The organism is Agrobacterium sp. lyk4-40-TYG-31 (genome assembly GCF_030209855.1).
GTDB classification, from domain to species: domain Bacteria; phylum Pseudomonadota; class Alphaproteobacteria; order Rhizobiales; family Rhizobiaceae; genus Agrobacterium; species Agrobacterium vaccinii.
The window spans coordinates 286179-309779 of the sequence record NZ_JARVRE010000009.1 but is presented as its reverse complement, the minus strand read 5'-3'; the positions used below and the strand labels follow the sequence as shown (position 1 = coordinate 309779).

The window sequence follows — 23601 nt, the reverse complement described above, 5'->3', positions numbered from 1 at the left end:
CTGTGCCACGCACTCAGGCCGCTGTGGCCTGTTCCTGGTTGAGGAAGGTGTAAATCGCCGTGTCGGATTCCGTCGCGCGCAGTTTGGCAACCAATTCAGGGTCACGCAGCACACGCGCGATACGCGACAGCGCCTTCAAATGGTCGGCACCAGCGCCTTCTGGCGCCAGAAGAAGGAACACCAGATCGACCGGCTGGTCGTCGAGCGCTTCGAAATCGACGGCATTTTCCAGGCGTGCGAAAACGCCCACGATGGTGTTGATGCTGGCCAGCTTGCCGTGCGGGATGGCAATGCCATGGCCCACGCCCGTCGAGCCCAGCCGCTCACGCTGCAATATGACGTCGAAAACTTCCCGCTCAGGCACGCCGGTGATCCTGGACGCTCTTGCCGCCAATTCCTGAAGGAGCTGCTTTTTGGAATTGACCTTGAGGGCGGGAATAATCGCATCTTGTTGCAGCAAATCTGCCAACGCCATTCTGTTTATCCTTCATGCCATCGAGACGAAGGGAGTGCCACCGCATGGCGGCTGCACTCCCGATGTCCTGTCAGACTATTCAGTTCTTGATCGTCGCCGCGTCAATCCAGCCGATGTTTCCATCGTTGCGGCGATAAACGATATTGAGTTCCTTGCCTGGGCTGCGGAACAGCAACACCGGCTCGTCTGTCATGTCCAGCGCCATGACCGCGCTTGCGACCGTCATTGTCTTAACCTGCTTGGAGGTCTCGGCAACGATGGTTGGTGCGAAATCTTCCGGCAGCTCGTCGTCCTCATCCGGCACGGCATCCATCACGGTATAGGGAAATTCTTCCATGATACCGTTTGCCGAAGCGCCGTTGTGGTGGTCCTTCAGTTTTCTTTTATATCTGCGAAGGCGCTTTTCTATCCGCGCCGCTGCCGCATCGAAACTCGCCTGTGGATCGTTGGCCTGTCCCGCTGCATGCAAGACGACCCCGGTGTCGAGATGGATCTTGCAATCGGCATCGAAACGCGCGCCAGATTTCTCCACAGTCACTTGACCGGAATACCCCCCGTCAAAGTATTTGGTAATCGCCAGGCTAATGTTGTCCTCGATCCTCTGACGGAACGATTCGCCGATATCCATATGTTTACCAGATACACGCACACTCATGGAATTTTTCCTTTTTCAGTGATTTGCGTGTACCAGCTTACGTCAAGCGACGCGCTCATCCAAGCGTTTCGAGTCCCTTTCGGTCTCATTCCGGCTTGGCGCAAAAGCGCCGCATGTATTTAACGGTTGATCCGGCCCCTGCCCTCTATGCGGCGAGCTTCTAGCCTCGCGGGCATCAAGAGTCAATTAACATTATTAACAAATTGAAATATATGAATTTTTCGTTACGAAACGGTAACTTTTGCCATGGCTTTTTTCTCCCGACGCCGCTGTACTGATGAGGGAATATTCATCGCTTCACGATATTTTGCGACCGTTCGTCGCGCTAGTTCGACACCGTTTTTTTTCAGAATTTCGACGATATCATCGTCTGAAAGTACGGCATCGGGCGCTTCCTGGGTGATCATGATCCTGATGCGGTGCCGAACGGCTTCCGCCGAATGGCTGTCACCGCCCTCAACCGCTCCGATCGAAACGCTAAAGAAATATTTGAGCTCGAACAGGCCGCGCGGCGTGAGCATGTATTTGCGCGACGTGACCCGGCTGACGGTGGACTCGTGCATCTTGATCGCGTCGGCCACCTGTCTGAGGTTGAGTGGGCGCAGGTGATCGACACCGTGCAGCAGGAAGGCATCCTGCTGCCGCACGATTTCGCTGGCAACCTTCATGATGGTCTTGGCGCGCTGGTCGAGACTGCGGGTCAGCCAGCTTGCGGTCTGCATGCACTCGGACATAAACTCTCCATCCTCGCCCTCACGGCATTTGAGTTTGGAGACCTGAGCAAAATAGGTCTGGTTGACGAGGACTCGGGGCAGGGTTTCCGGGTTGAGTTCTATCAGCCAGCCTCCGTCGGAGGACGGCCTGACGATGATGTCGGGCACGATGGTTTCCGAAATCCCGGTCTCAAAGCCTGCGCCCGGTCTGGGGTTGAGCGACCGGATTTCAGCCAGCATGTCGAGGAGGTCTTCTTCGCCCACCCCGCAAAGCCGCTTCAGAGAGACGAAATCGCGTTTGGCCAGCAGTTCGAGATTGCTGACAAACGCTTTCATCGCCGGATCGAGGCGATCCTTCTGCGCCAGTTGGATGGACAGGCACTCACTCAGCGAGCGGGCAAAAATACCGGGTGGATCGAGTGCCTGTAGCGCGGTGAGGACGGCACTCACGTCACGGTCGTCTTTGCCAAGGCGCTCAGCGATCTCGTTGACGGCGTCCGCAGCCAGATAGCCGGTCTCATCGAGATGATCGAGCAGCGCATCCGCGATCACCCGGTCCTGAAGAGAGGTGACGGTAAAGGGCAATTGTTGACCAATATGGTCCCGCAGACTGGGCTTGCCCGCAACAAAGTCGTCGAGATCATAGGCCTCGGACGACTCGGCGCCCGGCATCGATTTCCACTGGCCAACCAGCTCCGGTGCATCCGCCTTTGGCGCTGCGCTATCATCTGGAAAGACGTTCTCGAAATTCGTGTCGAGCTGCTCGTTGAGGCTGCTGGCGCGGTCGCCGTACCACTCTTCGGGGTCGTGAGCGCTTTCGGAGAACTGGTCTGTGGTGAGTTCCGCCTGGGCATAGCTGTCTTCGACGGATGCAGAAGCGCTGCCCAAATCGCTATCGTTTGCCGCAATTTCCAGCAGTGGATTTTTTTCAACTTCCTGAGCGATGAATTGCGTCAGCTCGATATGGGTCATCTGAAGCAGTTGGATCGACTGCATCAGTTGCGGGGTCATGACCAGAGACTGGCTCTGACGCAGCAAAAGACTGGCGGACAAGGCCATGGCGGACGCTAAACTCCCAAAAACCCTTTACCCGTCGATATTTTTGAAGAAATCTGAACGGGGAGGTAGAACTTGGCCCAAAAATTGCTTTTTATTTTTGTTTGGTCAAGCTCAACTGTCAGGTCGAGTGGAAGATTCTTTGCGTGGACCGTTAACCGGACCTAAGTTTTACGGCCAAGTGACTTACAGGCTGAAATTATTGCCGAGATACAGGCGGCGGACGTCAGCATTGTTGACGATTTCCGAAGCGCGACCATGGGTCAAGACTTCCCCCGCATGGATGATATAGGCGCGGTCGATCAGACCCAGTGTTTCACGAACATTGTGGTCGGTGATGAGAACACCGATGCCGCGGGCTGTGAGGTGACGCACCAGATTCTGGATGTCGCTGACCGAAATCGGGTCAACACCTGCAAAGGGTTCATCCAGCAACATGAAGGTCGGGTCGGTCGCCAGCGCACGGGCGATTTCCAGACGGCGACGCTCACCACCAGACAGCGCGACCGCTGGCGACTTGCGCAGTTGCGAAATGTGGAATTCTTCCAGCAGTTCATCAAGCTTGCGATTGCGCTTCTTCTCGTCGCGCTCATGCACTTCGAGAACCGCACGAATATTGTCTTCGACCGTCAGTCCACGAAAGATCGATGCTTCCTGCGGAAGATATCCCACGCCGAGCCGCGAGCGGCGATACATCGGCATGCCGGTCACGTCATTGCCGTTGATGGCGATCTTGCCGCTATCGACGGGAACGAGGCCGGTGATCATGTAAAAACACGTCGTCTTGCCAGCGCCGTTGGGTCCAAGGAGACCAACGGCCTCACCACGACGCACGACGAGCGAGACGCCATTGACGACACGGCGCGTATTGTAGGTCTTGGTCAGGCCGTGGGCGATCAATGTGCCCTCGTACCGCGCCTTGTCACCGGGAGCGATATCCGCCTCGGGTGCGCGCGCGGAGCCTGCGCCGAACAGCTTTGACATGGATGGTATCTTCACGGGCTGGGAACTACTGCTTTTTCTGGGACTTGGGGTCAAGCATGATGCGGACAGGTCCGCCACAGCTTTCGAGCTTCGCTTCACCCGTGTTCATCAGGACGGTCAGCTTGCAGCCGGTAAAGACGTTGGTGTCCTGCGAGAGAACGACCTGCTTCCCAGAGAGGATGAAGGTCTGCGCCGCCATGTCGAATTCACCCTTGTCGGCTGTCGCCTTCTGAGTGCCCGATGTCAGGTAAACAGAGTTATCGACGAAGATCTTGTCGATATCCGCACCGCCGCTGGTGATCGATGAATTGGCAGCAGCGCCTTCGCCGTTGCTTTTATAAAGCACTGTCATCTTGCCCGCCTGCAAGGTCGTCGTTCCCTGCACGACCTTCACATTTCCGGTGAAGTAAGCCTTGCGCTCCTGATCGCGCACTTCCAGCTGGTCGCTCTCGATGGCGATGGGCTGATCGTTGGAAAGCTTGAGGCCCTCCATCTTGCTCGTCGCATTTTGCGCCGCAGCAGGGCCTGCAAGACAGGCCAGAGCGATGGCAGAAGCGAAATAGGCAGCATTGACGTAACGGGCTGGGCGCGAAATCTGCATCATCTGGGTCGGGCTCTCACTTGCCTGCGTTCTGAATGGTGGATGCAGCTATACGTGCCCGTACCTGCCCCGAGAATGTAATCGTCTTGCCATTATCTGCTATATGCAGACTTTCTGCAACAATTGAACCTTGAGTGGTGGTGATGGTAACAGGCGTCGAGCTGTCCATCGTTCCGGCTCTCAGGTCCACATCCGCAGACTGGAACTTCGCTTGTATGCCATTGCTGAGATTGATGTCAAAGGGCGCTGTCATTTTCAGCCGGTTGGTGGCGCGGTCGAAAATGCCTTCCTGCGCCACGACCTGTGCGACGATGTCGTTCATCGGCACTGCTGCGAGCACTTTTTCCAGCGTCATCAGGTTCGGGCTGGCAATATCCTGCAGCGCCCGTTCGGCGTTCATCGAATAATCGAAGCCCTTGTTGTTGCGCCCGGCAAGTGCGGGCTTTTCCATGACGATCTTGCCATTCTCGACCGTCGCGCTTTCCAGCGAAACCTCATCCGGCAACCATGTCCGCGCCAGCGAGACAGCAATAAAGGTGAGCGATATCAGTGCTGCGCCAAGCGGAAGAATGATCTTCAGCTTCTTGACGCGTGACGAATGACGCAACGCCAGCGCATAGGCGCTTGCCTGTCCGTCAGACAGGGGAAAACCGGGCGCTGGCTGGCTAAGTCGTTCGAGCATCATCTGGGTCCGGGGCAAATCTCGTCGCTATAACGCACATATTAGCGACTTTATCATGGGTTGCACTTGTCTTTGGCACGGGGCACTTGCCCTGCCAATATGGTTTTTCTCAGAATGAGCGCAAGAGCTACGATATTTTTATCAAAACAAAGCTTTCCGTTTGTTTCTTTGCAAGAGGTAGCTACAAGGCTCATATGGCTGGCATTAATCGTTGACGGCGTCCTGAGTTAAGGTGAGCAAATGGATCAGACAGCAATCGCAGATCGCAGACAGTTGCGGCGCAAGCTGACATTCTGGCGCGTCGCCGCCGTTCTCCTTCTGGTGGCGGGATGCTTTGCGATCTATCGCTTCGCCTTTGCCGAACCGACGACGAGCGTGCGCCCGCACATTGCACGTGTCGAAATCAGCGGTCTCATTCAGGATGACACCGAGCTGTTGGAGCGCCTGCAAAAGATTGCAGACAGCGACAGCGCCAAAGGCTTGATCGTTTCCATCTCTTCGCCTGGCGGTACCACCTATGGCGGTGAGCGCATTTTCAAGGCCATCCGTGCGGTGGCTGAAAAGAAGCCCGTCGTTTCCGATGTCCGCACATTGGCGGCTTCCGCTGGCTATATGATTGCCACGGCGGGCGACACGATCATTGCCGGTGACACCTCGATCACCGGCTCTATCGGCGTCATCTTCCAGTATCCGCAGGTCAAGCCTCTGCTCGACAAGCTTGGCGTTTCCTTGCAGGAGATCAAGTCGTCGCCGATGAAGGCGGAGCCTTCGCCGTTCCACGAGCCGCCGGAAGAATCGAAGACCATGATCCGCAACATGGTCATGGACAGCTACGGCTGGTTCGTTGACCTTGTCGCAGACCGCCGCAAGCTGCCGCGTGAAGACGTATTGAAGCTTGCCGATGGTTCCATCTTCACCGGTCGTCAGGCCGTTGCGGTCAAGCTCATCGATACGCTGGGTGGTGAAAAGGAAATTCGCAGCTATTTCGAGAGCCGCAAGGTCGCCAAGGATCTGCCCATCGTCGAATGGACGGCTCCGCCCAAGCGCTCGCCATTTTCACTCTTCAGTCTTGCGGGCATCGCAAAAATGCTCGGATATGATGAATTTCTGCCTTTCAACGTGCCTCGCCAGTTGGGTGCCGACAAGTTGTTTCTTGACGGTCTTGTTTCGGTTTGGCAGGTTGGGGAACGTTAAAAATCCAATTCTTTCAGGGGGCAACCGTGATTAAGTCTGAACTGGTGCAGATTGTTGCTGCGCACAACCCGCACCTTTACCACCGTGACGTGGAAAATATCGTCAACGCCGTGCTTGACGAGATCACGGATGCGTTGGCGGCGGGCAACCGTGTGGAGCTGCGCGGCTTCGGTGCTTTTTCAGTCAAGAATCGCCCCTCACGTTCGGGACGGAACCCACGCACGGGTGAGTCCGTTTTTGTCGAGGAAAAATGGGTTCCCTTCTTCAAGACCGGCAAGGAGCTGCGTGAGCGTCTCAACCCGGGCATGAGCGACGTCGAAGACGAAGACTAAAAATCCATGGCGCAGATCGTTTGGCGATTTTGCGCTTTGGAGAACGGTTGAGACCGAGCAGTCGGGCTCCTATCTGACGTCCATGCAGGTTTGTCTGAAGGCCCCTAAAGACGGAGTATCGTTGGATGTCTAAGAAGATCGTCAATCTCGTGGTTCTGGTGCCACTCGCCATCATTCTGGTGGTGTTGTGCGTGGCCAACCGGCAGGCCGTGACGCTCGCGCTCAATCCTTTCCGACCCGATGACAGCGTTCTGTCCTTCTCCGCGCCGTTCTTCGTCTTCATATTCCTCGCCGTTATTTTCGGCATCTTTCTCGGCTCTCTGGTCACATGGTTCTCGCAGGGCAAGTATCGCAAGCGCGCCCGCACCGAAGCTAAAGAAGCCGTGCGCTGGCATGACGAAGCCAATCGGCAGAAGGCAGCCGCCAATGCGGTGGTCATCGCCCCCTCCACGGATGCGCGCATCGCCGCCAAGTGAGTCGCTACGACGTGATGGGTGTTGAAACCGCAGCCCTTTGATAATATTGCGCTGTGATGCTATTCGCTGTCGCATAAAATGCGGTCAGACTTGGAAAGAACCCCGTTGAAGAAAAAAGACAGCCGCCCGGGCGCCAAGTCGCGCGCGGGGCAGGAACCCCGGCAGCGCAATGCCGGTAAACCGGCAAGACAAAAAGACACCGCTCCTCGCAGCCGCGCGCCGGACCATGTGCGCGCTGCCGCCAACGCGCCAGTAAAATCCGGCAAACCCGCTGCGAAGGCGGGCGTTCAGGACAGTGTGAAGGTCAAGGTCGCCCCGCAAGAGACAGAGCAGGTTCCACCGCGACCTCTCAAGCAGCGGACCGGCGATCTGCCGGGTGAACAGGTTCCGGTGATCCTGGAATCGCTGGGCGCTGGCGACTTTCACCTGATCGATACGGGCAACGGTCTTAAACTCGAGCAATATGGCAACTACCGCATCGTGCGACCCGAGGCACAGGCACTGTGGCGTCCGAGCCTGCCCGAGCGCGTCTGGGAAAACGCCGACTCCATTTTCACCGGCGATACGGATGAAGACGGCATGGGCCGCTGGCGCTTTCCCAAGGAACAGCTGGGCGAAACATGGCCGCTCTCGCTACTCGGCGTCAATTTCCTGGGTCGTTTCACCGCGTTTCGCCATGTCGGCGTGTTCCCCGAGCAGATCGTTCATTGGGAATGGCTGAAACACACGATCGAGACAGCAGATCGCCCGCTCAAGGTTCTCAATCTCTTCGGTTATACCGGTGTCGCCTCTCTGGTCGCGGCGGCTGCCGGTGCGGAAGTGACCCATGTGGATGCTTCCAAGAAGGCAATCGGCTGGGCGCGGGAAAATCAGGCGCTGGCGGGGCTGGAAAACGCACCGATCCGCTGGATTTGCGAAGATGCGATGAAGTTCATCCAGCGCGAAGAACGGCGCGGCAACACCTACGACATTATTCTCACTGATCCGCCGCACTTTGGCCGTGGCACCCATGGTGAGATCTGGCAACTGTTCGAGCATCTGCCACTGATGCTGGATGTCTGCCGCGATATCCTGTCGCCCAAGGCGCTAGGTCTGGTGCTGACGGCCTATTCCATACGCGCCAGTTTCTATTCCATGCATGAGCTGATGCGCGAAACCATGCGCGGCGCAGGTGGCGAAGTTGCCTCCGGCGAACTCGTCATCCGCGAGGCCGGTCTTGACGGCAAGACGCGGGGCCGTGCGCTGTCCACCTCTCTCTTTAGCCGCTGGGTGCCGAAATGATCGATGACCGCCGTGAAAACAGACCGGGCCGGGTAGGGCAGGTCAAAGAGGTCACCAGCCTTGCCAATCCGATCATCAAGGACATCAAGAACCTGACCCATAAGAAGGGCCGGGAAGAAACCAGCACCTTCATGGCCGAAGGGCTGAAGCTGGTGATCGATGCGCTGGAACTGGGCTGGACGATCCGCACGCTGGTCTACGCCAAAAATGCAAAGGGCAAACCGTTGGTCGAACAGGTGGCAACCAAGACCGTCGCCAAGGGCGGGCTTGTTCTGGAAGTGACCGAAAAAATCCTGTCATCCATCACCCGTCGCGACAATCCGCAAATGGTGGTCGGTATTTTCGATCAGAAATGGACGCCGCTGAGGGATATCCAGCCGCAGGACGGTCAGACCTTCATTGCGCTTGACCGCGTGCGCGACCCCGGCAATCTCGGCACCATCATTCGCACTGCCGATGCGGCAGGTGCATCCGGCGTCATCCTCGTTGGCGATTGCACCGATCCGTTTTCGCTGGAAACAGTGCGCGCCACCATGGGTTCGGTCTTCGCCATTCCCGTTGCGCATGCGACAGTGGAAGAGTTTCTGACCTGGAAGAAATCCGCAGGTGTCAGCGTCGTTGCAACCCATCTTGCCGGTTCGGTCGATTACCGCACAATCGATTACAAGCGCAAGCCGACCGTGATCCTGATGGGCAACGAACAATCCGGCTTGCCGCCGGAACTGGCGGCGAAGGCAGACCAGCTAGCGCGCATTCCGCAGCAGGGGCGTGCCGATTCTCTTAATCTGGCGATTGCAACGGCAGTGATGCTGTTTGAAGCCCGCCGTCATCTTCTCGAACTCGCACCGGTAAAATGATGGCCAAGCCCGCTCTGTTCTCCAAGCCTATCCCGGCAATCGCCCTGATCGTCTGTGCGCTGATCGCAGACCAGATCATCAAGCTTCTGGTGGAAGCCTATCTGCCCTTACAGCAGATGGTGCCGGTCATGCCCTTCTGGGCGCTCTACCGCACCTATAATCTCGGCGTCGCCTTTTCCATGCTGGCTGACATGGAAGGCTGGTTCATCGTCACCATGCGCTTAGCCATCGTCGGTTTCGTCATCTGGCTGTGGCGCAAGACGGATGCGGACCGCACCTTCGCGCATCTGGGCTTCGCGCTCATCATCGCTGGTGCCGCCGGTAATATCTTCGACCGCTTTTTATACGGCCACGTGATCGATTATATTCTCTTCCACACCGACACATGGTCCTTTGCGGTGTTTAACCTTGCCGATTCCTTCATTACCATCGGTGCCGGTTGCGTCATTCTGGATGAGATATTGCACGCCAGAGCAACCCAACGCGCTAAAAACGAGGAACGCTAAAAGTTTAGCGTTCACGCCAAGCCAATCCAAACGGCTGGCGTGGTAGCCATTTGGCATGAGCGAACTGGCGAAACTGAAAGATCAGCTTTCCGAAGCCTTCGGCCCGACTGAGGCGGATGCGGTTTTTCCCGTCGTTTCGAAAACGACGAGTCCGCCAGAAGCGGGCGCACTTGCCTTTTACAACAAAATTCTGCGCCGGGTGACGCTGTTTACCGCTGGCTGCGGCGTTGCTTTTGCAAGCGCTGTCTATCTCGGTGGCGATGCGGCGCTCTATATGGCGGCTTTGTCGGTTGCCATCTGCGTGTCCTGCGCCTTTTACATGATGGTCCGTTCCTCCATGCTGCGTCAGGCGTCCATGCGTGATGCGACGGTGATCGAGGCGCGACAGAGGCAGAACGCTGCATTGATGGCTGAAATCCATGAGGCCATGGGCGACATCGTGGTGACCCGCGATCTGGAGCGGCGCATCCTCCACACCAACACGGCCTTTTGTGAAATGACGGGCTGCGCCTCGCCACAGGGCAAGACATGTGAAGAAATCGGCATTGCCTTTCGCCCCGGCGGCAAGGCCCATTGTTACGATGTTGAAATCGCCACGCCCTACGGCCAGCGCATTTTCACCTGGCACGACGTCGTTGCCAATGATGCAACGAGCAGCCGTCTCGTCATCAACAGCATCGCGCGTGATGTGACCGATGAAAGAGCCGCCATCGTCAGCCGTGAAGATGCCAGGGTCCGGGCTGAGAATGCGAATGCTGCCAAGGGCAGGCTGCTGGCAACGGTCAGTCACGAAATCCGCCTGCCACTATCGGGCATCCTCGGCATGAACCACCTGCTCGCACAAACGCAGTTGAACCACGAGCAGCGAAACTATTTGAATGGTATGCGTGAATCCGGGCAAGCACTGGTGCAACTCGTCGAGGATTTGTTGGATTTTTCGACTATGGAGGCCGGTCGTTTCAGGCTGAATCCGCGCGCCGAAAACCTTCGCCAGCTGATCGAAAGCGTCGTGGAGATGCTGGCCCACCGCGCCCATGAGAAAGGCATCGAGATTGCCTCCATCGTAACGCCTGATGTTCCCGATTACCTGGATTTCGACCCGGCACGACTTCGTCAGGTGCTGTTCAACCTCATTGGCAATGCGGTGAAGTTCACCAGCAAGGGCGGCGTTCTCGTTCAGGCCCAGATGGCTGACGGTGAACTTTCAATCGCTGTCGAGGATACCGGGCCGGGCATGAGCGGTGCGGAGCAGGCGCGGATTTTCGGTGAATTCGAACAGGCCGGGCCAACCTCCCAGCGCAGTGCTGGCACCGGGCTTGGCCTCGCCATATCGGCCAGGATCATCCGTGAGTTCGGTGGCGCACTCAAAGTCGACAGCCAACGGGGCAGGGGAAGCGTGTTCACGCTCACATTCAAGCCTGCCCCGTTGGCGCAGACCCTGTCGTCACATCGCGCCGAGGCCTTGGGCAAGGCAAACGTCCTGCTGCTTTCACCGTCAGGCACGGTGGCAAAGGCAACGGTGACCTCTGTCGAAGCACTGGGTGGCTCGTGCCTGCATGCTTCCACACGGCGCGAACTGGATGCATTGCGCAGCCGATTGCCTGGCACGTTCCGGCGATTGACGGATATCATCATAGACCACCGTGTAGCCCCACTGTTTCAAGAGACTTTGGAAACTTGGCCGACAGAGCCGGACCGCCCTTTGAGACGCATTCTGCTGGTCAACCCGGAAGAGCGTGCTGCGCAAAAACAGGATGCCTTCGACGCCTGGCTGATCCGGCCCCTGCGCGAAAAGTCGCTGACCGATGTCCTGTCGGGACGCTTCAGCGGCGTTGAGGGTCGTGATGCAATCAACGACAATCACCATCCCGGTTTCGGCTTTGCCAGCGTCCTCGATGACACGGCGTATGAGCTCGATGTGCTGGTGGCGGAGGACGATCCGGTCAACCTGCGCATCCTGCGCGCTGTTCTGGAAAAATCCGGCTGCAAGGTGCGTTCGGTCGCTGATTTCACAGGGCTCACTCAGAGCCTCGCCAGTGGACCGGAAAATCTGCCGGACCTCATCATCTCCGACCTCAATATGCCGGGTGGCGATGGCATCGATATCCTTCCCGGCCTGTGCGCGTCGCTGAGCGGTCATAACATTCCGCTCATCGTGCTCAGTGCAGATACGACGCCGGGTATGCAATCGATTTTATTGGCTGGGGGCGTCGATATCGTGCTCGCAAAACCCGTCGAACCAAAGCGCCTGATCGAGGAAGTGCTTCGATTGTTTCCTCAAAAAGGGACTGGCAGATTTTAGGTGTCACCGCAGGCCATTGCGCGGCTAACTGTCACTGTTTTGTCGTCAATAAGTGATTTATGACAGCCAGAACGAAACGGTGGTGGGGTGATTCTCCATGGTCACGGAAATTCTCGAACACGACATTCGCGAGCGCAATGTCATTGCTGGCGTCAGGCCCACGTCGCAGACGCGGAACGACGACGTCTTCGGGCGTATCGGCTCGCTGGAAACGCGGCTTGCCAGAAACGAGCGCGAAGTCGACGCCGCCCAGCATGTTCGCTACCGCGTCTTCGTCGAGGAAATGGGTGCGCGTCTTCCGGCAGAGGCCATGCGCCGCAGCCGCGACATCGATGCTTTCGATGCGGTGTGCGACCATCTCCTTGTCCTAGACAACGCCATCGAAGGTGACCCGGAAGATCAGATCGTCGGCACCTACCGTCTGTTGCGGCAGGAAACGGCTTTTGCCCATAATGGCTTCTACTCCGCAAGCGAGTTCGATATCGAGGGTTTGATCGCCCGCCATCCGGGCAAGCGCTTCATGGAGCTCGGCCGCTCCTGCGTGTTGCCGGACTATCGCACCAAGCGAACCGTCGAGTTGCTATGGCAGGGAAATTGGGCCTATGCCGTCAGGCACCGCATGGATGCGATGATCGGCTGCGCCTCCTTTCCCGGTGTTCAGCCAGAAGCCCACGCTTTGCCTCTCTCCTTCCTGCATCACAATTGCGGTGCCAAGGGCGAATGGTCGGCATCTGCCTTGCCTGAGCTTTACCGCGAAATGGACATGATGCCCAAGGAAGCCATCAACCCGCGCCGTGCGCTTTCGGCCATGCCACCCTTGATCAAGGCCTATATGCGCATCGGCGCCACGTTCGGCTCCGGTGCTGTGGTTGATCACGCTTTCAATACCACCGATGTGCTGGTCATCCTGCCGGTTTCATCCATTGCCGGGCGGTACATCAATTATTACGGTGGCGAGGGCTATCGTTTTAACGGATAGGGCCTGATATCAGCAGCTTCCTGTGGGCAGGTTGTTCGGGTGTGTTGTTCTGATGGGGCGGGATCGTTAGTCTCTGCGCTCGTCTCCCGCAACACACAGCGATATTGAAAAGCCATTGACGGACGTTCACTCCACTGCCTCGCTCATCTCCGAGGAAAGCCGCGCGTCGGCCACTCCGATGATGGAGCAATATATTGAGATCAAGGCGAACAACCCCGGTTCGCTGCTGTTCTATCGCATGGGCGATTTTTACGAGCTTTTCTTCGATGATGCGGCGGAGGCGTCGCGGGCACTGGGCATTACACTGACGAAACGCGGGCAGCATCTGGGGCAGGATATTCCCATGTGCGGTGTTCCCGTCCATGCCGCTGACGACTATCTGCAAAAGCTCATTCTGCGCGGCTATCGCGTTGCCGTTTGCGAGCAGACCGAAGATCCTGCTGAAGCCAAGAAGCGTGGCTCGAAATCCGTTGTTCGTCGTGATGTCGTCCGGCTGGTCACACCCGGCACGCTGACGGAAGACAAGCTGCTATCGCCGACGGAATCCAATTATCTGATGGCGCTGGCCCGCATCAAGGGAAGTTCCGAAGCGCAGTTTGCACTCGCCTGGATAGACATCTCCACGGGCGTTTTCCGCCTGGCAGAAACGACATTGACCCGGCTTTTGGCCGATATCTGGCGTATCGATCCGCGCGAGTTGATCGTCGCCGACAGCCTGTTTCACGATGAAGAGCTGAGGCCGGTTTTCGATGTGCTGGGTCGGGTCGCCGTGCCGCAGCCCTCCATTCTGTTCGATAGCGCAACGGCGGAAGGTCGCATTGCGCGCTATTTCGGTGTCGCCACGTTGGATGGTTTTGGCAGTTTCTCCCGCATCGAAATGGCCGCCGCAGCCGCAGCCGTTGCCTATGTCGAAAAAACGCAGATCGCCGAACGCCCGCCCCTGGGCGCACCGGAGCGCGAAAGTGCGGCCTCGACCCTTTTCATCGATCCGGCCACCCGCGCCAATCTGGAACTGACGAAAACCCTTTCGGGCGAGCGCGACGGATCGCTGCTGCACGCCATCAACCGCACTGTCACCGGTGGCGGTGCGCGGCTCTTGGCCGAGCGGCTGATGTCGCCTTTGACGGACCCGGAGCAGATCAATACCCGTCTCGACGCCGTTGCCTATCTGCTGGACGATGTTCCGCTGTGCGACGAGTTGCGAGAGGCATTGAAGCACGTGGCGGATATGCCGCGCGCACTTTCGCGTCTTGCGCTTGACCGTGGCGGGCCGCGTGACCTGGGTGCGATCAAGGTGGGGCTCTCTGCTGCCGCCGACGTCGCGACCTTGCTGGATCACGGCTTGCTGCCGGATGAGCTGGCCGATGCGCTGGCAAATTTGAAGGCGCTTCCGACGACGCTTGAGCAGACGTTGAATGCGACGTTGTCGGACGAATTGCCTCTGCTGAAGCGCGACGGCGGTTTCGTGCGCGATGGGTGGAGCGGCGAGCTGGATGAAGTCCGTGCACTTCGCGACCAGTCCCGTCGCGTCATTGCTGGTTTGCAGCTGCAATATTCCGAAGAGACCGGTATCAAGTCGCTGAAGATCAAGCACAACAATGTGCTGGGTTACTTCATCGAGGTCAGCGCGGGAAATTCCGATGTCATGATGGTGGGTGATGAGGCGAAGGCCCGCTTTATTCACCGTCAGACCATGGCTGGCGCCATGCGCTTTACCACGACTGAGCTTGCTGATCTGGAAAGCCGCATTGCTAACGCCGCAGCGCAGGCCCTGACCATGGAATTGCAGGCCTTCGACCAGATGGTGCGCGCCGTCGTATCGCATTCAGAGTTCATCAAGGCTGGTGCTTTGGCGCTTGCGGTGATCGATGTTGCAACAAGCCTTGCCTGTCTGGCGGCAGAGCAGGCCTATTGCCGACCGGTCATCGATGGCTCCATGATGTTCGATATCAAGGGCGGACGCCACCCGGTGGTGGAGCAGGCGCTTCGCCGCCAATCGAGCGGGCCGTTCATCGCCAATAACTGCGATCTGTCATCGGTGGGCGGTCATCGCAACGGCGCCATCTGGCTGCTGACAGGCCCGAACATGGGCGGTAAATCGACATTCCTGCGCCAGAATGCGCTAATTGCCATTCTCGGCCAGATCGGCTCCTTCGTGCCGGCAGATTCTGCCCATATCGGCATCGTAGACCGCCTGTTTTCCCGTGTCGGCGCATCGGATGATCTAGCGCGCGGTCGCTCGACCTTCATGGTGGAGATGGTCGAAACGGCGGCCATCCTCAATCAGGCCACGGATCGTTCGCTTGTCATTCTTGATGAGATTGGGCGCGGCACGGCAACCTTCGACGGCCTTTCGATTGCCTGGGCCGCGGTGGAGCATCTCCATGAGGTCAACAGGTGCCGTGGCCTTTTCGCCACCCATTTCCATGAGTTGACGGTGCTGTCGGAAAAGCTGGGGCGTCTCTCCAACGCAACCATGAAGGTGCGCGAATGGGAAGGCGACGTCATATTTCTACACGAGGTCGGGCCCGGTGCCGCCGACCGTTCCTACGGTATTCAGGTTGCGCGACTGGCGGGTCTGCCGGCCTCTGTGGTCGAGCGTGCCAAGGATGTTCTCACCAAGCTGGAGGATGCTGACCGGAAGAACCCGGCAAGCCAGTTGATCGACGATCTGCCGCTGTTTCAGATGGCGGTGCGGCGCGAGGACAGCCGATCGGCTGGCAAATCGAAAGTCGATGAAGCGCTCAAAGCTTTGAACCCGGATGAAATGACGCCGCGGGAGGCGCTCGACGCGCTTTACGCCCTCAAGAAACAACTTGGCAACGCTTGAGCCTTACAGTGCCTGTCCATCACGTCTTAAAATCGCTATAGGGCTATGGCAAAAGCGCAGTCCGTATGAAATGGATATCGGCATCAATGGCCATCAAGGACCTGGATTTTACCGCAATATTGGACGTTGCGGCTCTCAAGCATGAGTGTGACGCTGTCTTTCAGGGAGAAGGGAAGCGCGTTTCCGATGTCCGCGCAGACCTTTTGCCGATCTTCAAGAGGGCAAGCGGGCAAGGACGCGACAAGGCCCGCGAGCTGTTGAATACGGAAGGCGGTGGCATCGATTGCGCCCGTCGTATTTCCTGGCTTCAGGATCGCCTCATCGAAGTTCTCTATGATCTTGCCTGCCAGCATGTCTATCCGGCTGACGCGCCCCAGGTGGCGATCACCGCTGTTGGCGGATACGGGCGTGGCACACTGGCGCCGGGCTCCGATATCGATCTCCTGTTCCTGCTGCCGCCCAAACACACGCCGGACATGAACAAGGCCATCGAATTCATTCTCTACATTCTGTGGGATGTCGGCTTCAAGGTTGGCCACGCGACCCGCACAGTGGACGAGTGCATTCGCCTGTCCAAGGCCGATATGACCATCCGCACCGCCATTCTTGAAATGCGCGCCATTTGCGGAAAACAGACGCTGGCCGATGAGCTGGAGCGTCGGTTTGAAACCGAGGTCGTCACCAATAGCGGCCCGGAATTCATTGCCGCCAAGCTGGCTGAGCGCGATCAGCGCCATCGCAAGGCAGGCGACACGCGCTATCTGGTGGAGCCCAATGTCAAGGAAGGCAAGGGCGGCCTGCGCGACCTCCATACGCTGTTCTGGATTGCCAAATATTACTACCACGTACGCGATACCGCAGAACTGGTGAAGCTGGGGGTTCTCTCGAAACGCGAGCTGAAGCTGTTCGAAAAGGCGGACGATTTCCTCTGGACCGTGCGTTGCCAGATGCATTTCATCACCGGCAAGGCAGAGGAACGCCTGTCATTCGACATCCAGCGTGAAATCGCGGGATCACTGAATTATCAGCCGCGTCCCGGCCTGTCGGCTGTCGAGCGCTTCATGAAACACTACTTCCTGGTCGCCAAGGATGTCGGCGATCTCACGCGCATTCTCTGCGCCGCCTTGGAAGACAAGCAGGCGAAGGATGTTCCCGGCCTGTCGGGCGTGTTCAGCCGCTTTGCCCACCGTCTGCGCAAAATACCGGGGTCTGACGAATTCGTGGAAGATCGTGGCCGCATCGCGCTTGCTAATGCCGATGTTTTTCGCCGCGACCCCGTCAGCCTTATTCGGCTCTTTCATGTGGCGGATATCAACAATCTGGAACTGCACCCGGATGCGTTGCGGGTGGTAACCCGTTCGCTGGCGCTGATCAATCACGAACTGCGCGACAACGAGGAAGCCAATCGGCTCTTCCTGGCAATCCTGACCTCGCGACGGGACCCGGCGTTGACGCTACGCCGCATGAACGAAGCCGGTGTGCTGGGCAAGTTTATCCCGGAGTTCGGCAAGATCGTCGCGATGATGCAGTTCAACATGTACCATCACTACACGGTCGATGAGCATTTGATCCGCTCCGTTGCCGTCTTGTCGGAAATCGAAAAAGGACAGGCGGTCGATACCCATCCGCTGGTCAACCAGTTGATGCCCGCCATCGAAGATCGCGACGTCCTCTATGTCGCGGTGCTGTTGCACGATGTCGCCAAGGGTAGGCAGGAGGATCACTCCATTGCCGGGGCCCGTGTGGCGCGCAAACTCTGCCAGCGCTTTCGCCTGACCAGCAAACAGACGGAAACCGTCTTCTGGTTGATCGAGCAGCATCTCTTGATGTCCATGGTGGCGCAGACTCGCGACCTTCACGACCGCAAGACCATCACCGATTTCGCCGATAAGGTGCAGTCCATGGAGCGGCTGAAAATGCTGCTGATCCTCACCGTCTGCGACATCAGGGCCGTGGGGCCGGATGTGTGGAACGGCTGGAAAGGCCAGTTGCTGCGCACGCTCTATTACGAGACCGAGCTTCTGCTCTCCGGCGGGTTCTCGGAAACATCCCGCAAGGAACGCGCCAAGATCGCCCGTCAGGCGCTGTATGATTCCCTGACAGATTGGGGTCAGAAGGCACGCCGCAAATATACGGCGCTGCATTACGAGCCCTATCTCTTGTCGGTCGATCTGGACGATCAGATCCGTCATACGCGGTTTTTGCGAGAAACGGACAAGCAGGAAAAAGTCCTGTCCACCATGGTCCGAACGCACTCCTTCCACGCCATCACCGAGATCACCGTGCTGGCGCCTGACCACCCACGTCTGCTGTCGATCATCACGGGCGCCTGCGCCGCTGCCGGTGCCAATATTGCCGACGCGCAAATCTTCACGACGTCGGACGGGCGGGCGCTGGACACCATCCTCATCAACCGCGAATTTCCGATCGATGAGGATGAGACGCGGCGTGCCAACAATATCGGCAAGATGATCGAGGAGGTTCTGGCAGGTCAGAAGCGTATTCCAGAAATCATCGCGACCCGCACCAAGAGCCGCAAGAAAAGCAAGACATTCAACATTCCGCCATCCGTCACCATCTCGAATGGTCTGTCCAACAAGTTCACGGTTATCGAGGTGGAATGCCTCGACCGCACCGGCCTTCTGGCAGATATGACGGCTGTGCTGGCCGATCTTTCGCTGGACATCACATCGGCGCGCATCACCACCTTCGGCGAGAAGGTGATCGATACGTTCTACGTGACCGATCTCTTCGGTCAGAAGGTCATGACCGACAACAGACAGGCAAGCATTGCCTCACGCCTGAAGGCCGTCATGGCCGAGCAGGAAGACGAATTGCGCGACCGCATGCCTCCCGGCATCATCGCCCATCCCGATGTCGCAGCCTTGCCTGCCGCACGTACCGCGAAGGCTTGAAGATAGAATGGGTTTGATCTCCAAATTCGCAACGGTCGGCGCCGCGACGCTGGGCAGCCGTCTCTTCGGTTTCGTCCGTGAAATGCTGATGGCCGCCGCAGTCGGTACCGGGCCGGTGGCGGATGCGTTCAACGCAGCGTTTCGGTTCCCCAACACCTTCCGTCGCCTGTTTGCCGAGGGCGCCTTCAACTCCGCCTTCGTGCCACTGTTTGCCAAGGAAATCGAAGCCAACGGCATGGAGGGCGCAAAGCGCTTTTCGGAAGAAGTCTTCGGCGTTCTCTTCACGGTGCTGATGGCACTGACGATCGTCATGGAACTGTCGATGCCCTTCATCGTGAAAACGGTGATTGCGCCAGGCTTCGTCGAGGACCCGACGAAGTTCGACAACACGGTGCGTCTCGCCACCATCATGTTCCCCTATCTCGCCTGCATGTCGCTGGCGGCGATGATGGGCGGCATGCTGAACTCGCTGCATCGGTATTTTGCAGCGGCGATTGCACCCGTCTTCCTCAATATCATTCTGATCGGCGTGCTGGGTATGGCCTGGTGGAAGAGCTTCGATCCGCTTCAGGTCGGCTACGCGCTGTCCTGGGGCGTGATGGCAGCCGGTTTCGTGCAACTGGCTATCGTCTGGATTGCCGTGCGCAACGCCGGTATCAAGATCGGCTTTCGCCGCCCGCGTATGACCGGAAACGTCAAGCGCCTGTTGGTGCTGGCCCTGCCTGCTGCGATCACAGGCGGCATCACCCAGATCAACCTGTTGATCAACACCAATATTGCATCCGGCGGTGAGGGGGTCATATCCTCGCTGGCCTATGCGGACCGGATCTACCAGCTGCCGCTCGGTGTCGTCGGTATTGCGGTGGCGACCGTGCTGTTGCCGGAACTGGCCCGCGCTTTGCGAGGTGGACAGCAGGTCGAAGCTGCCAACCTGCAAAACCGCTCCGTCGAATTCGTGATGTTCCTGACCCTTCCGGCCGCTGCCGCTCTGCTGGTCATGGCCGAACCTATCGTCCGTTTCCTGTATGAGCGCGGCAACTTCTCTCCATCTGCAACCGTGACAGTCGCTGAAATTCTCGGAATCTATGGGCTCGGGCTTCCCGCCTTCGTGCTGATCAAAGCCTTCATTCCCGGCTTCTTTGCGCGTGAAGACACCCGAACACCGATGATCTTTGCAGCGATCTCCGTCGTCGTGAATGTGTCCATGGCGCTCACCCTTTTTCCGTCCTATGGCGGACCGGGCATCGCGACGGCGGAGATCACCGCCGGTTGGGTCAATGCCGCTCTTCTCTTTGGCATGCTGTTGTGGCGTGGACACTGGAAACTCGATATTCCGCTCCTGACCCGCATTCCACGGCTGTTGATTGCGGCGGGTGTCATGGCCGTCGCCATTCACTATGCGCTGGCCCATCTGTCCTTCGAATTGTCAGCTGCATCGTCTATTGCCGTGCGAGCCGGAACCCTTGTCGGCCTCGTCCTTGCGGCCATGGTGCTGTATTTCGGTCTTGCCTTCCTGTCCGGTGGTGCCAGCCTTGCCATGGTCAAACGCGGGTTGAAGCGGCGTCAGATGAAGAAGGAAACTCAAACCGAGCCCACCGAAATCCCTTGATTGCAGCCTGTTGCGGGTGCATAAGCGCGGCCAATTTGAAACCCGATCCAAAACGCAGGGCAAGGCCCTCCACAAGCCTTATCGAGGACGATGATGAACGCATTCAAGCCACTGGTTTTCTCTGGCGTCCAGCCGACCGGAAACCTACACCTCGGCAATTATCTCGGTGCCATCCGCAAATTCGTTGCGCTTCAGGAAGACAATGACTGCATCTACTGCGTCGTGGATATGCATGCCATCACGGCCCAGCTGGTGCATGCGGACCTGAAGGCGCAGACGCGCTCGATTGCGGCGGCCTTCATTGCGGCAGGTATCGATCCGGTCAAGCATATCGTCTTCAACCAGTCCGCCGTGCCGCAGCATGCGGAACTGGCATGGGTGTTTAACTGCGTTGCGCGCATCGGCTGGATGGAGCGCATGACCCAGTTCAAGGACAAGTCGGGCAAGAATGCCGAACAGGTCTCGCTAGGTCTGTTGGCCTATCCAAGCCTGATGGCCGCTGACATTCTGGTATATCGCGCAACCCATGTTCCCGTCGGTGATGACCAGAAACAGCATCTGGAGCTTGCTCGCGATATCGCCCAGAAATTCAACATCGATTTCGGTGCCAATATTCGCAATGCCGGTCTCGGTGTTGATATCACTGTCGGCAACGAGCCCGTTCATGCCTATTTCCCGATGGTCGAGCCGCTGATCGGCGGACCCGCTCCACGTGTCATGTCGCTGAAGGACGGCACCAAGAAGATGTCAAAGTCCGACCCGTCGGATCTGTCGCGCATCAATCTGATGGACGATGTCGATACGCTGTCGCGCAAGATCAAGAAGGCGAAGACGGACCCGGATGCCTTGCCAAGCGAGGTCGAGGGTTTGAAGGGTCGTGCAGAGGCTGAAAACCTCATCGGCATTTATGCGGCCCTGTCCGACAAGACCAAGGCCGAGGTTCTCGCGGAATTCGGCGGGCAGCAGTTCTCGGCCTTCAAGCCTGCGCTGGTAGACCTCGCTGTCAATGTTCTCGCGCCCATCAACAGCGAAATGTGCCGCCTTCTGGATGACACCAGTCATATCGATACGATCCTGAAGCAGGGTGGAGAGCGGGCACGTGCGATTGCGGAAAAGACGATGGACGATGTGCGTGACATCATCGGCTTTCTGCGCTGAGGTGTGACGCTTGCTTGCGCAGGAGCATTTTTTAATTTCTGCATCTGATATAAGGTCCGCCCGGGCCACCGGGTGGCTTTGTCCTGCCGCTGCGAAATAGGAGTGCGCTATGGTATCGAAACGACTTTCGCGTCTCGAAGGACACCGTCGTAAGTTTCTGGCGGTCATCGATGGCACGCCCGAATGCGAGCGGGCCGTCCACTATGCCGGTCGTCGCGCCAAGAATTCCAACGGCGCACTCGTGCTTCTCTATGTCATCCCTGAAGGTGACTTTCAGCAGTGGCTGGGCGTGGAGCAGATCATGCGCGCCGAGGCTCTCGAAGAGGCGGAAGCTTCGCTGGCGAAAGTGGCTCAGAGAGTGCGCGAGAGCGTCGGCATCGAGCCGGAAGCGGTGATCCGCGAAGGCAACGCTGCCGACCAGATTCATGGCCTGATCGAAGAAGACCGCGACATCGCCATTCTTGTGCTGGCCGCTGGCTCCACCAAGGATGGCCCCGGTCCGCTGGTGTCATCGATCGCTGGTCGCGGTGCTGCGTTCCCCATCCCCGTGACGGTACTGCCCGATACGCTGAGCGATGAGGAAATAGACGCCCTCTGCTAAAAGGCGACAACGAAGCATTGCTTTGTCGGGCAGATTTCTTGACTATCATTATCATGTCAGCACTTGAAGTGAACCCATATTCGGCATACTTTGGAAGTGTTCTAAATTCCGGGCTGTCTGAGGATTGTCCCGAAGGAGATTGAGATGTTCATTCAGACAGAATCCACGCCCAACCCGGCAACGCTGAAATTCCTGCCGGGAAAGGTCGTTCTGGAAAACGGAACGGCGGAATTCCTGAATGCAGCGCAGGCGCAGGCGTCGCCTCTGGCCGCGGTTCTGTTCGAAATTCCCGGTGTGACGGGCGTTTACTACGGGTTCGATTTTATCACCGTTTCCAAGGATGGTGCCGAGTGGCAGCATCTCAAGCCAGCGATCCTCGGCTCGATCATGGAGCATTTCATGTCGGGTCGTCCCCTGATGGGCACCGCCGTTTCGGCAGAAATTTCCGATGAAGAGGAAGAGTTCTTCGAAGCGGGTGACGAGACCATTGTCGCCACCATCAAGGAACTGCTTGAGACCCGCGTCCGCCCGGCTGTTGCGCAGGATGGCGGCGACATCACTTTCCGTGGTTTCCGCGATGGCACGGTGTTCTTGAACATGAAGGGTGCATGCTCCGGCTGCCCATCCTCCACCGCAACTCTCAAGCACGGCGTCCAAAACCTGCTGCGCCACTTCGTTCCCGAAGTGCAAGAGGTTGAGGCCGTCTGACCAGCGGCTGCTTTGGCGATGATTGTTCTGTCCATCGATACCTCGGGTGTGGATTGCTCCGCTTGTCTCTATGACAGCGCGGATGATGCTGTACTGGGCGAGGTTACTGAAAACATCGGCAAAGGCCATGCCGAGTTGCTGATGGGCATCATAGAAGGTGCCTTGCAGCAGGCTTCGCTAACCCTGCAGGATGTCGGACACATCGCGGTCACCATCGGACCGGGCTCTTTCACGGGTATTCGGGTCGGCGTTGCCGCGGCGCGCGGATTTGCTTTATCCCTGGGCATAGAGGCCGTGGGTGTCACGACACTGGAAACACTGGCCGCACATCACTTGCATGCGCATCCTGGGCAACCAGTCGCAGTCGGTCTCGATGCCAAGCGTGACGAAGCCTACCTTCAGATATTTGCCGCAGATGGATCGCCATCAACCGAGGCCGCCCTTCTTTCACTGACGGATGCGAAGGCTGCTCTTGCCGATTTTAGCGGTGAGGTCATCGGCTCAGCCGCGCCGCTTCTGGCCGGTGGCGAGACCGGCTCAGGGCCGGATCATTTCGAGATCGCCACGGTCGCCCGCATCGGCGCTTCGAAGCCACAGGGCCTGCCCAAGCCAGCACCCCTTTATCTGCGTGGGCCCGATGCAAAGCCGCAATCGGGATTTGCACTGGAACGCCGCTCGGGTGCCTGA

21 protein-coding genes are annotated in these 23601 nt (G+C 58.1%); 15 read left to right on the top strand and 6 right to left on the bottom strand.

The window, feature by feature from the left end; translation table 11 throughout:
* Positions 1–13: 13 nt before the first annotated feature.
* The 6 genes from ptsN to lptC form a co-directional block, all read right to left on the bottom strand.
* Complete coding sequence (ptsN, locus tag QRN55_RS18350; protein ID WP_111840133.1) at positions 14–475, bottom strand: PTS IIA-like nitrogen regulatory protein PtsN; 462 nt, start codon at positions 473–475, stop codon at positions 14–16.
* A gap of 79 nt (positions 476–554) precedes the next feature.
* Positions 555–1130, bottom strand: a complete 576-nt coding sequence (hpf, locus tag QRN55_RS18345; protein ID WP_111840132.1) for a ribosome hibernation-promoting factor, HPF/YfiA family — start codon at positions 1128–1130, stop codon at positions 555–557.
* A gap of 224 nt (positions 1131–1354) precedes the next feature.
* Positions 1355–2902 (bottom strand): RNA polymerase factor sigma-54, encoded by a 1548-nt coding sequence (gene rpoN / locus QRN55_RS18340; protein ID WP_284777787.1) that lies wholly within the window; start codon positions 2900–2902, stop codon positions 1355–1357.
* A 183-nt stretch (positions 2903–3085) separates the two neighbouring features.
* Complete coding sequence (gene lptB / locus QRN55_RS18335) at positions 3086–3883, bottom strand: LPS export ABC transporter ATP-binding protein (protein ID WP_162694551.1); 798 nt, start codon at positions 3881–3883, stop codon at positions 3086–3088.
* Between the two features lie 25 nt (positions 3884–3908).
* Complete coding sequence (locus QRN55_RS18330) at positions 3909–4487, bottom strand: LptA/OstA family protein (protein ID WP_111840129.1); 579 nt, start codon at positions 4485–4487, stop codon at positions 3909–3911.
* 13 nt (positions 4488–4500) lie between these two features.
* Positions 4501–5166 carry an LPS export ABC transporter periplasmic protein LptC gene (gene lptC, locus QRN55_RS18325; protein ID WP_284777786.1) on the bottom strand — a complete coding sequence of 222 codons (666 nt, stop codon included), beginning with the start codon at positions 5164–5166 and terminating at the stop codon, positions 4501–4503.
* Between the two features lie 240 nt (positions 5167–5406).
* On the opposite strand from lptC, the gene sppA reads away from it, so the two are divergent.
* The 15 genes from sppA (at position 5407) to tsaB (ending at position 23601) form a co-directional block, all read left to right on the top strand.
* Positions 5407–6360 carry a signal peptide peptidase SppA gene (gene sppA, locus QRN55_RS18320; RefSeq protein WP_233122314.1) on the top strand — a complete coding sequence of 318 codons (954 nt, stop codon included), beginning with the start codon at positions 5407–5409 and terminating at the stop codon, positions 6358–6360.
* A gap of 2 nt (positions 6361–6362) precedes the next feature.
* A complete protein-coding gene (locus QRN55_RS18315; protein WP_268753650.1) occupies positions 6363–6692 on the top strand; it encodes an integration host factor subunit beta in 330 nt (109 codons plus the stop codon).
* Between the two features lie 125 nt (positions 6693–6817).
* Positions 6818–7168, top strand: a complete 351-nt coding sequence (locus QRN55_RS18310) for a lipopolysaccharide assembly protein LapA domain-containing protein (RefSeq protein WP_111840127.1) — start codon at positions 6818–6820, stop codon at positions 7166–7168.
* 105 nt (positions 7169–7273) lie between these two features.
* A complete protein-coding gene (locus QRN55_RS18305) occupies positions 7274–8449 on the top strand; it encodes a class I SAM-dependent methyltransferase (protein WP_284777785.1) in 1176 nt (391 codons plus the stop codon).
* Positions 8446–9306, top strand: coding sequence for a TrmH family RNA methyltransferase (locus QRN55_RS18300; protein ID WP_284777784.1), 861 nt, complete (start codon positions 8446–8448; stop codon positions 9304–9306). Before QRN55_RS18305 ends, QRN55_RS18300 begins: the two co-directional genes overlap by 4 nt.
* Positions 9306–9812: a signal peptidase II gene (gene lspA, locus QRN55_RS18295; protein WP_111840235.1), complete on the top strand. Its 507-nt coding sequence runs from the start codon at positions 9306–9308 to the stop codon at positions 9810–9812. The genes QRN55_RS18300 and lspA overlap by 1 nt, the downstream gene beginning before the upstream one ends.
* A 55-nt stretch (positions 9813–9867) precedes the next feature.
* Positions 9868–12114 carry a PAS domain-containing hybrid sensor histidine kinase/response regulator gene (locus QRN55_RS18290; RefSeq protein ID WP_284777783.1) on the top strand — a complete coding sequence of 749 codons (2247 nt, stop codon included), beginning with the start codon at positions 9868–9870 and terminating at the stop codon, positions 12112–12114.
* 97 nt (positions 12115–12211) lie between these two features.
* Complete coding sequence (olsB, locus tag QRN55_RS18285) at positions 12212–13093, top strand: l-ornithine N(alpha)-acyltransferase (protein WP_284777782.1); 882 nt, start codon at positions 12212–12214, stop codon at positions 13091–13093.
* A gap of 178 nt (positions 13094–13271) precedes the next feature.
* Positions 13272–15923, top strand: a complete 2652-nt coding sequence (mutS, locus tag QRN55_RS18280; protein ID WP_284777860.1) for a DNA mismatch repair protein MutS — start codon at positions 13272–13274, stop codon at positions 15921–15923.
* An 86-nt stretch (positions 15924–16009) separates the two neighbouring features.
* Positions 16010–18838: a [protein-PII] uridylyltransferase gene (locus tag QRN55_RS18275; RefSeq protein WP_284777781.1), complete on the top strand. Its 2829-nt coding sequence runs from the start codon at positions 16010–16012 to the stop codon at positions 18836–18838.
* Positions 18839–18845: 7 nt separating this feature from the next.
* A complete protein-coding gene (gene murJ / locus QRN55_RS18270) occupies positions 18846–20447 on the top strand; it encodes a murein biosynthesis integral membrane protein MurJ (protein ID WP_284777780.1) in 1602 nt (533 codons plus the stop codon).
* 93 nt (positions 20448–20540) lie between these two features.
* Entirely contained in the window at positions 20541–21605 is a 1065-nt protein-coding gene (gene trpS / locus QRN55_RS18265; RefSeq protein ID WP_284777778.1) for a tryptophan--tRNA ligase, read from the top strand.
* A gap of 109 nt (positions 21606–21714) precedes the next feature.
* Entirely contained in the window at positions 21715–22206 is a 492-nt protein-coding gene (locus QRN55_RS18260; RefSeq protein WP_111840118.1) for a universal stress protein, read from the top strand.
* 144 nt (positions 22207–22350) lie between these two features.
* Positions 22351–22914: a NifU family protein gene (locus QRN55_RS18255; protein ID WP_111840234.1), complete on the top strand. Its 564-nt coding sequence runs from the start codon at positions 22351–22353 to the stop codon at positions 22912–22914.
* A gap of 18 nt (positions 22915–22932) precedes the next feature.
* Positions 22933–23601 (top strand): tRNA (adenosine(37)-N6)-threonylcarbamoyltransferase complex dimerization subunit type 1 TsaB, encoded by a 669-nt coding sequence (tsaB, locus tag QRN55_RS18250; protein ID WP_284777859.1) that lies wholly within the window; start codon positions 22933–22935, stop codon positions 23599–23601.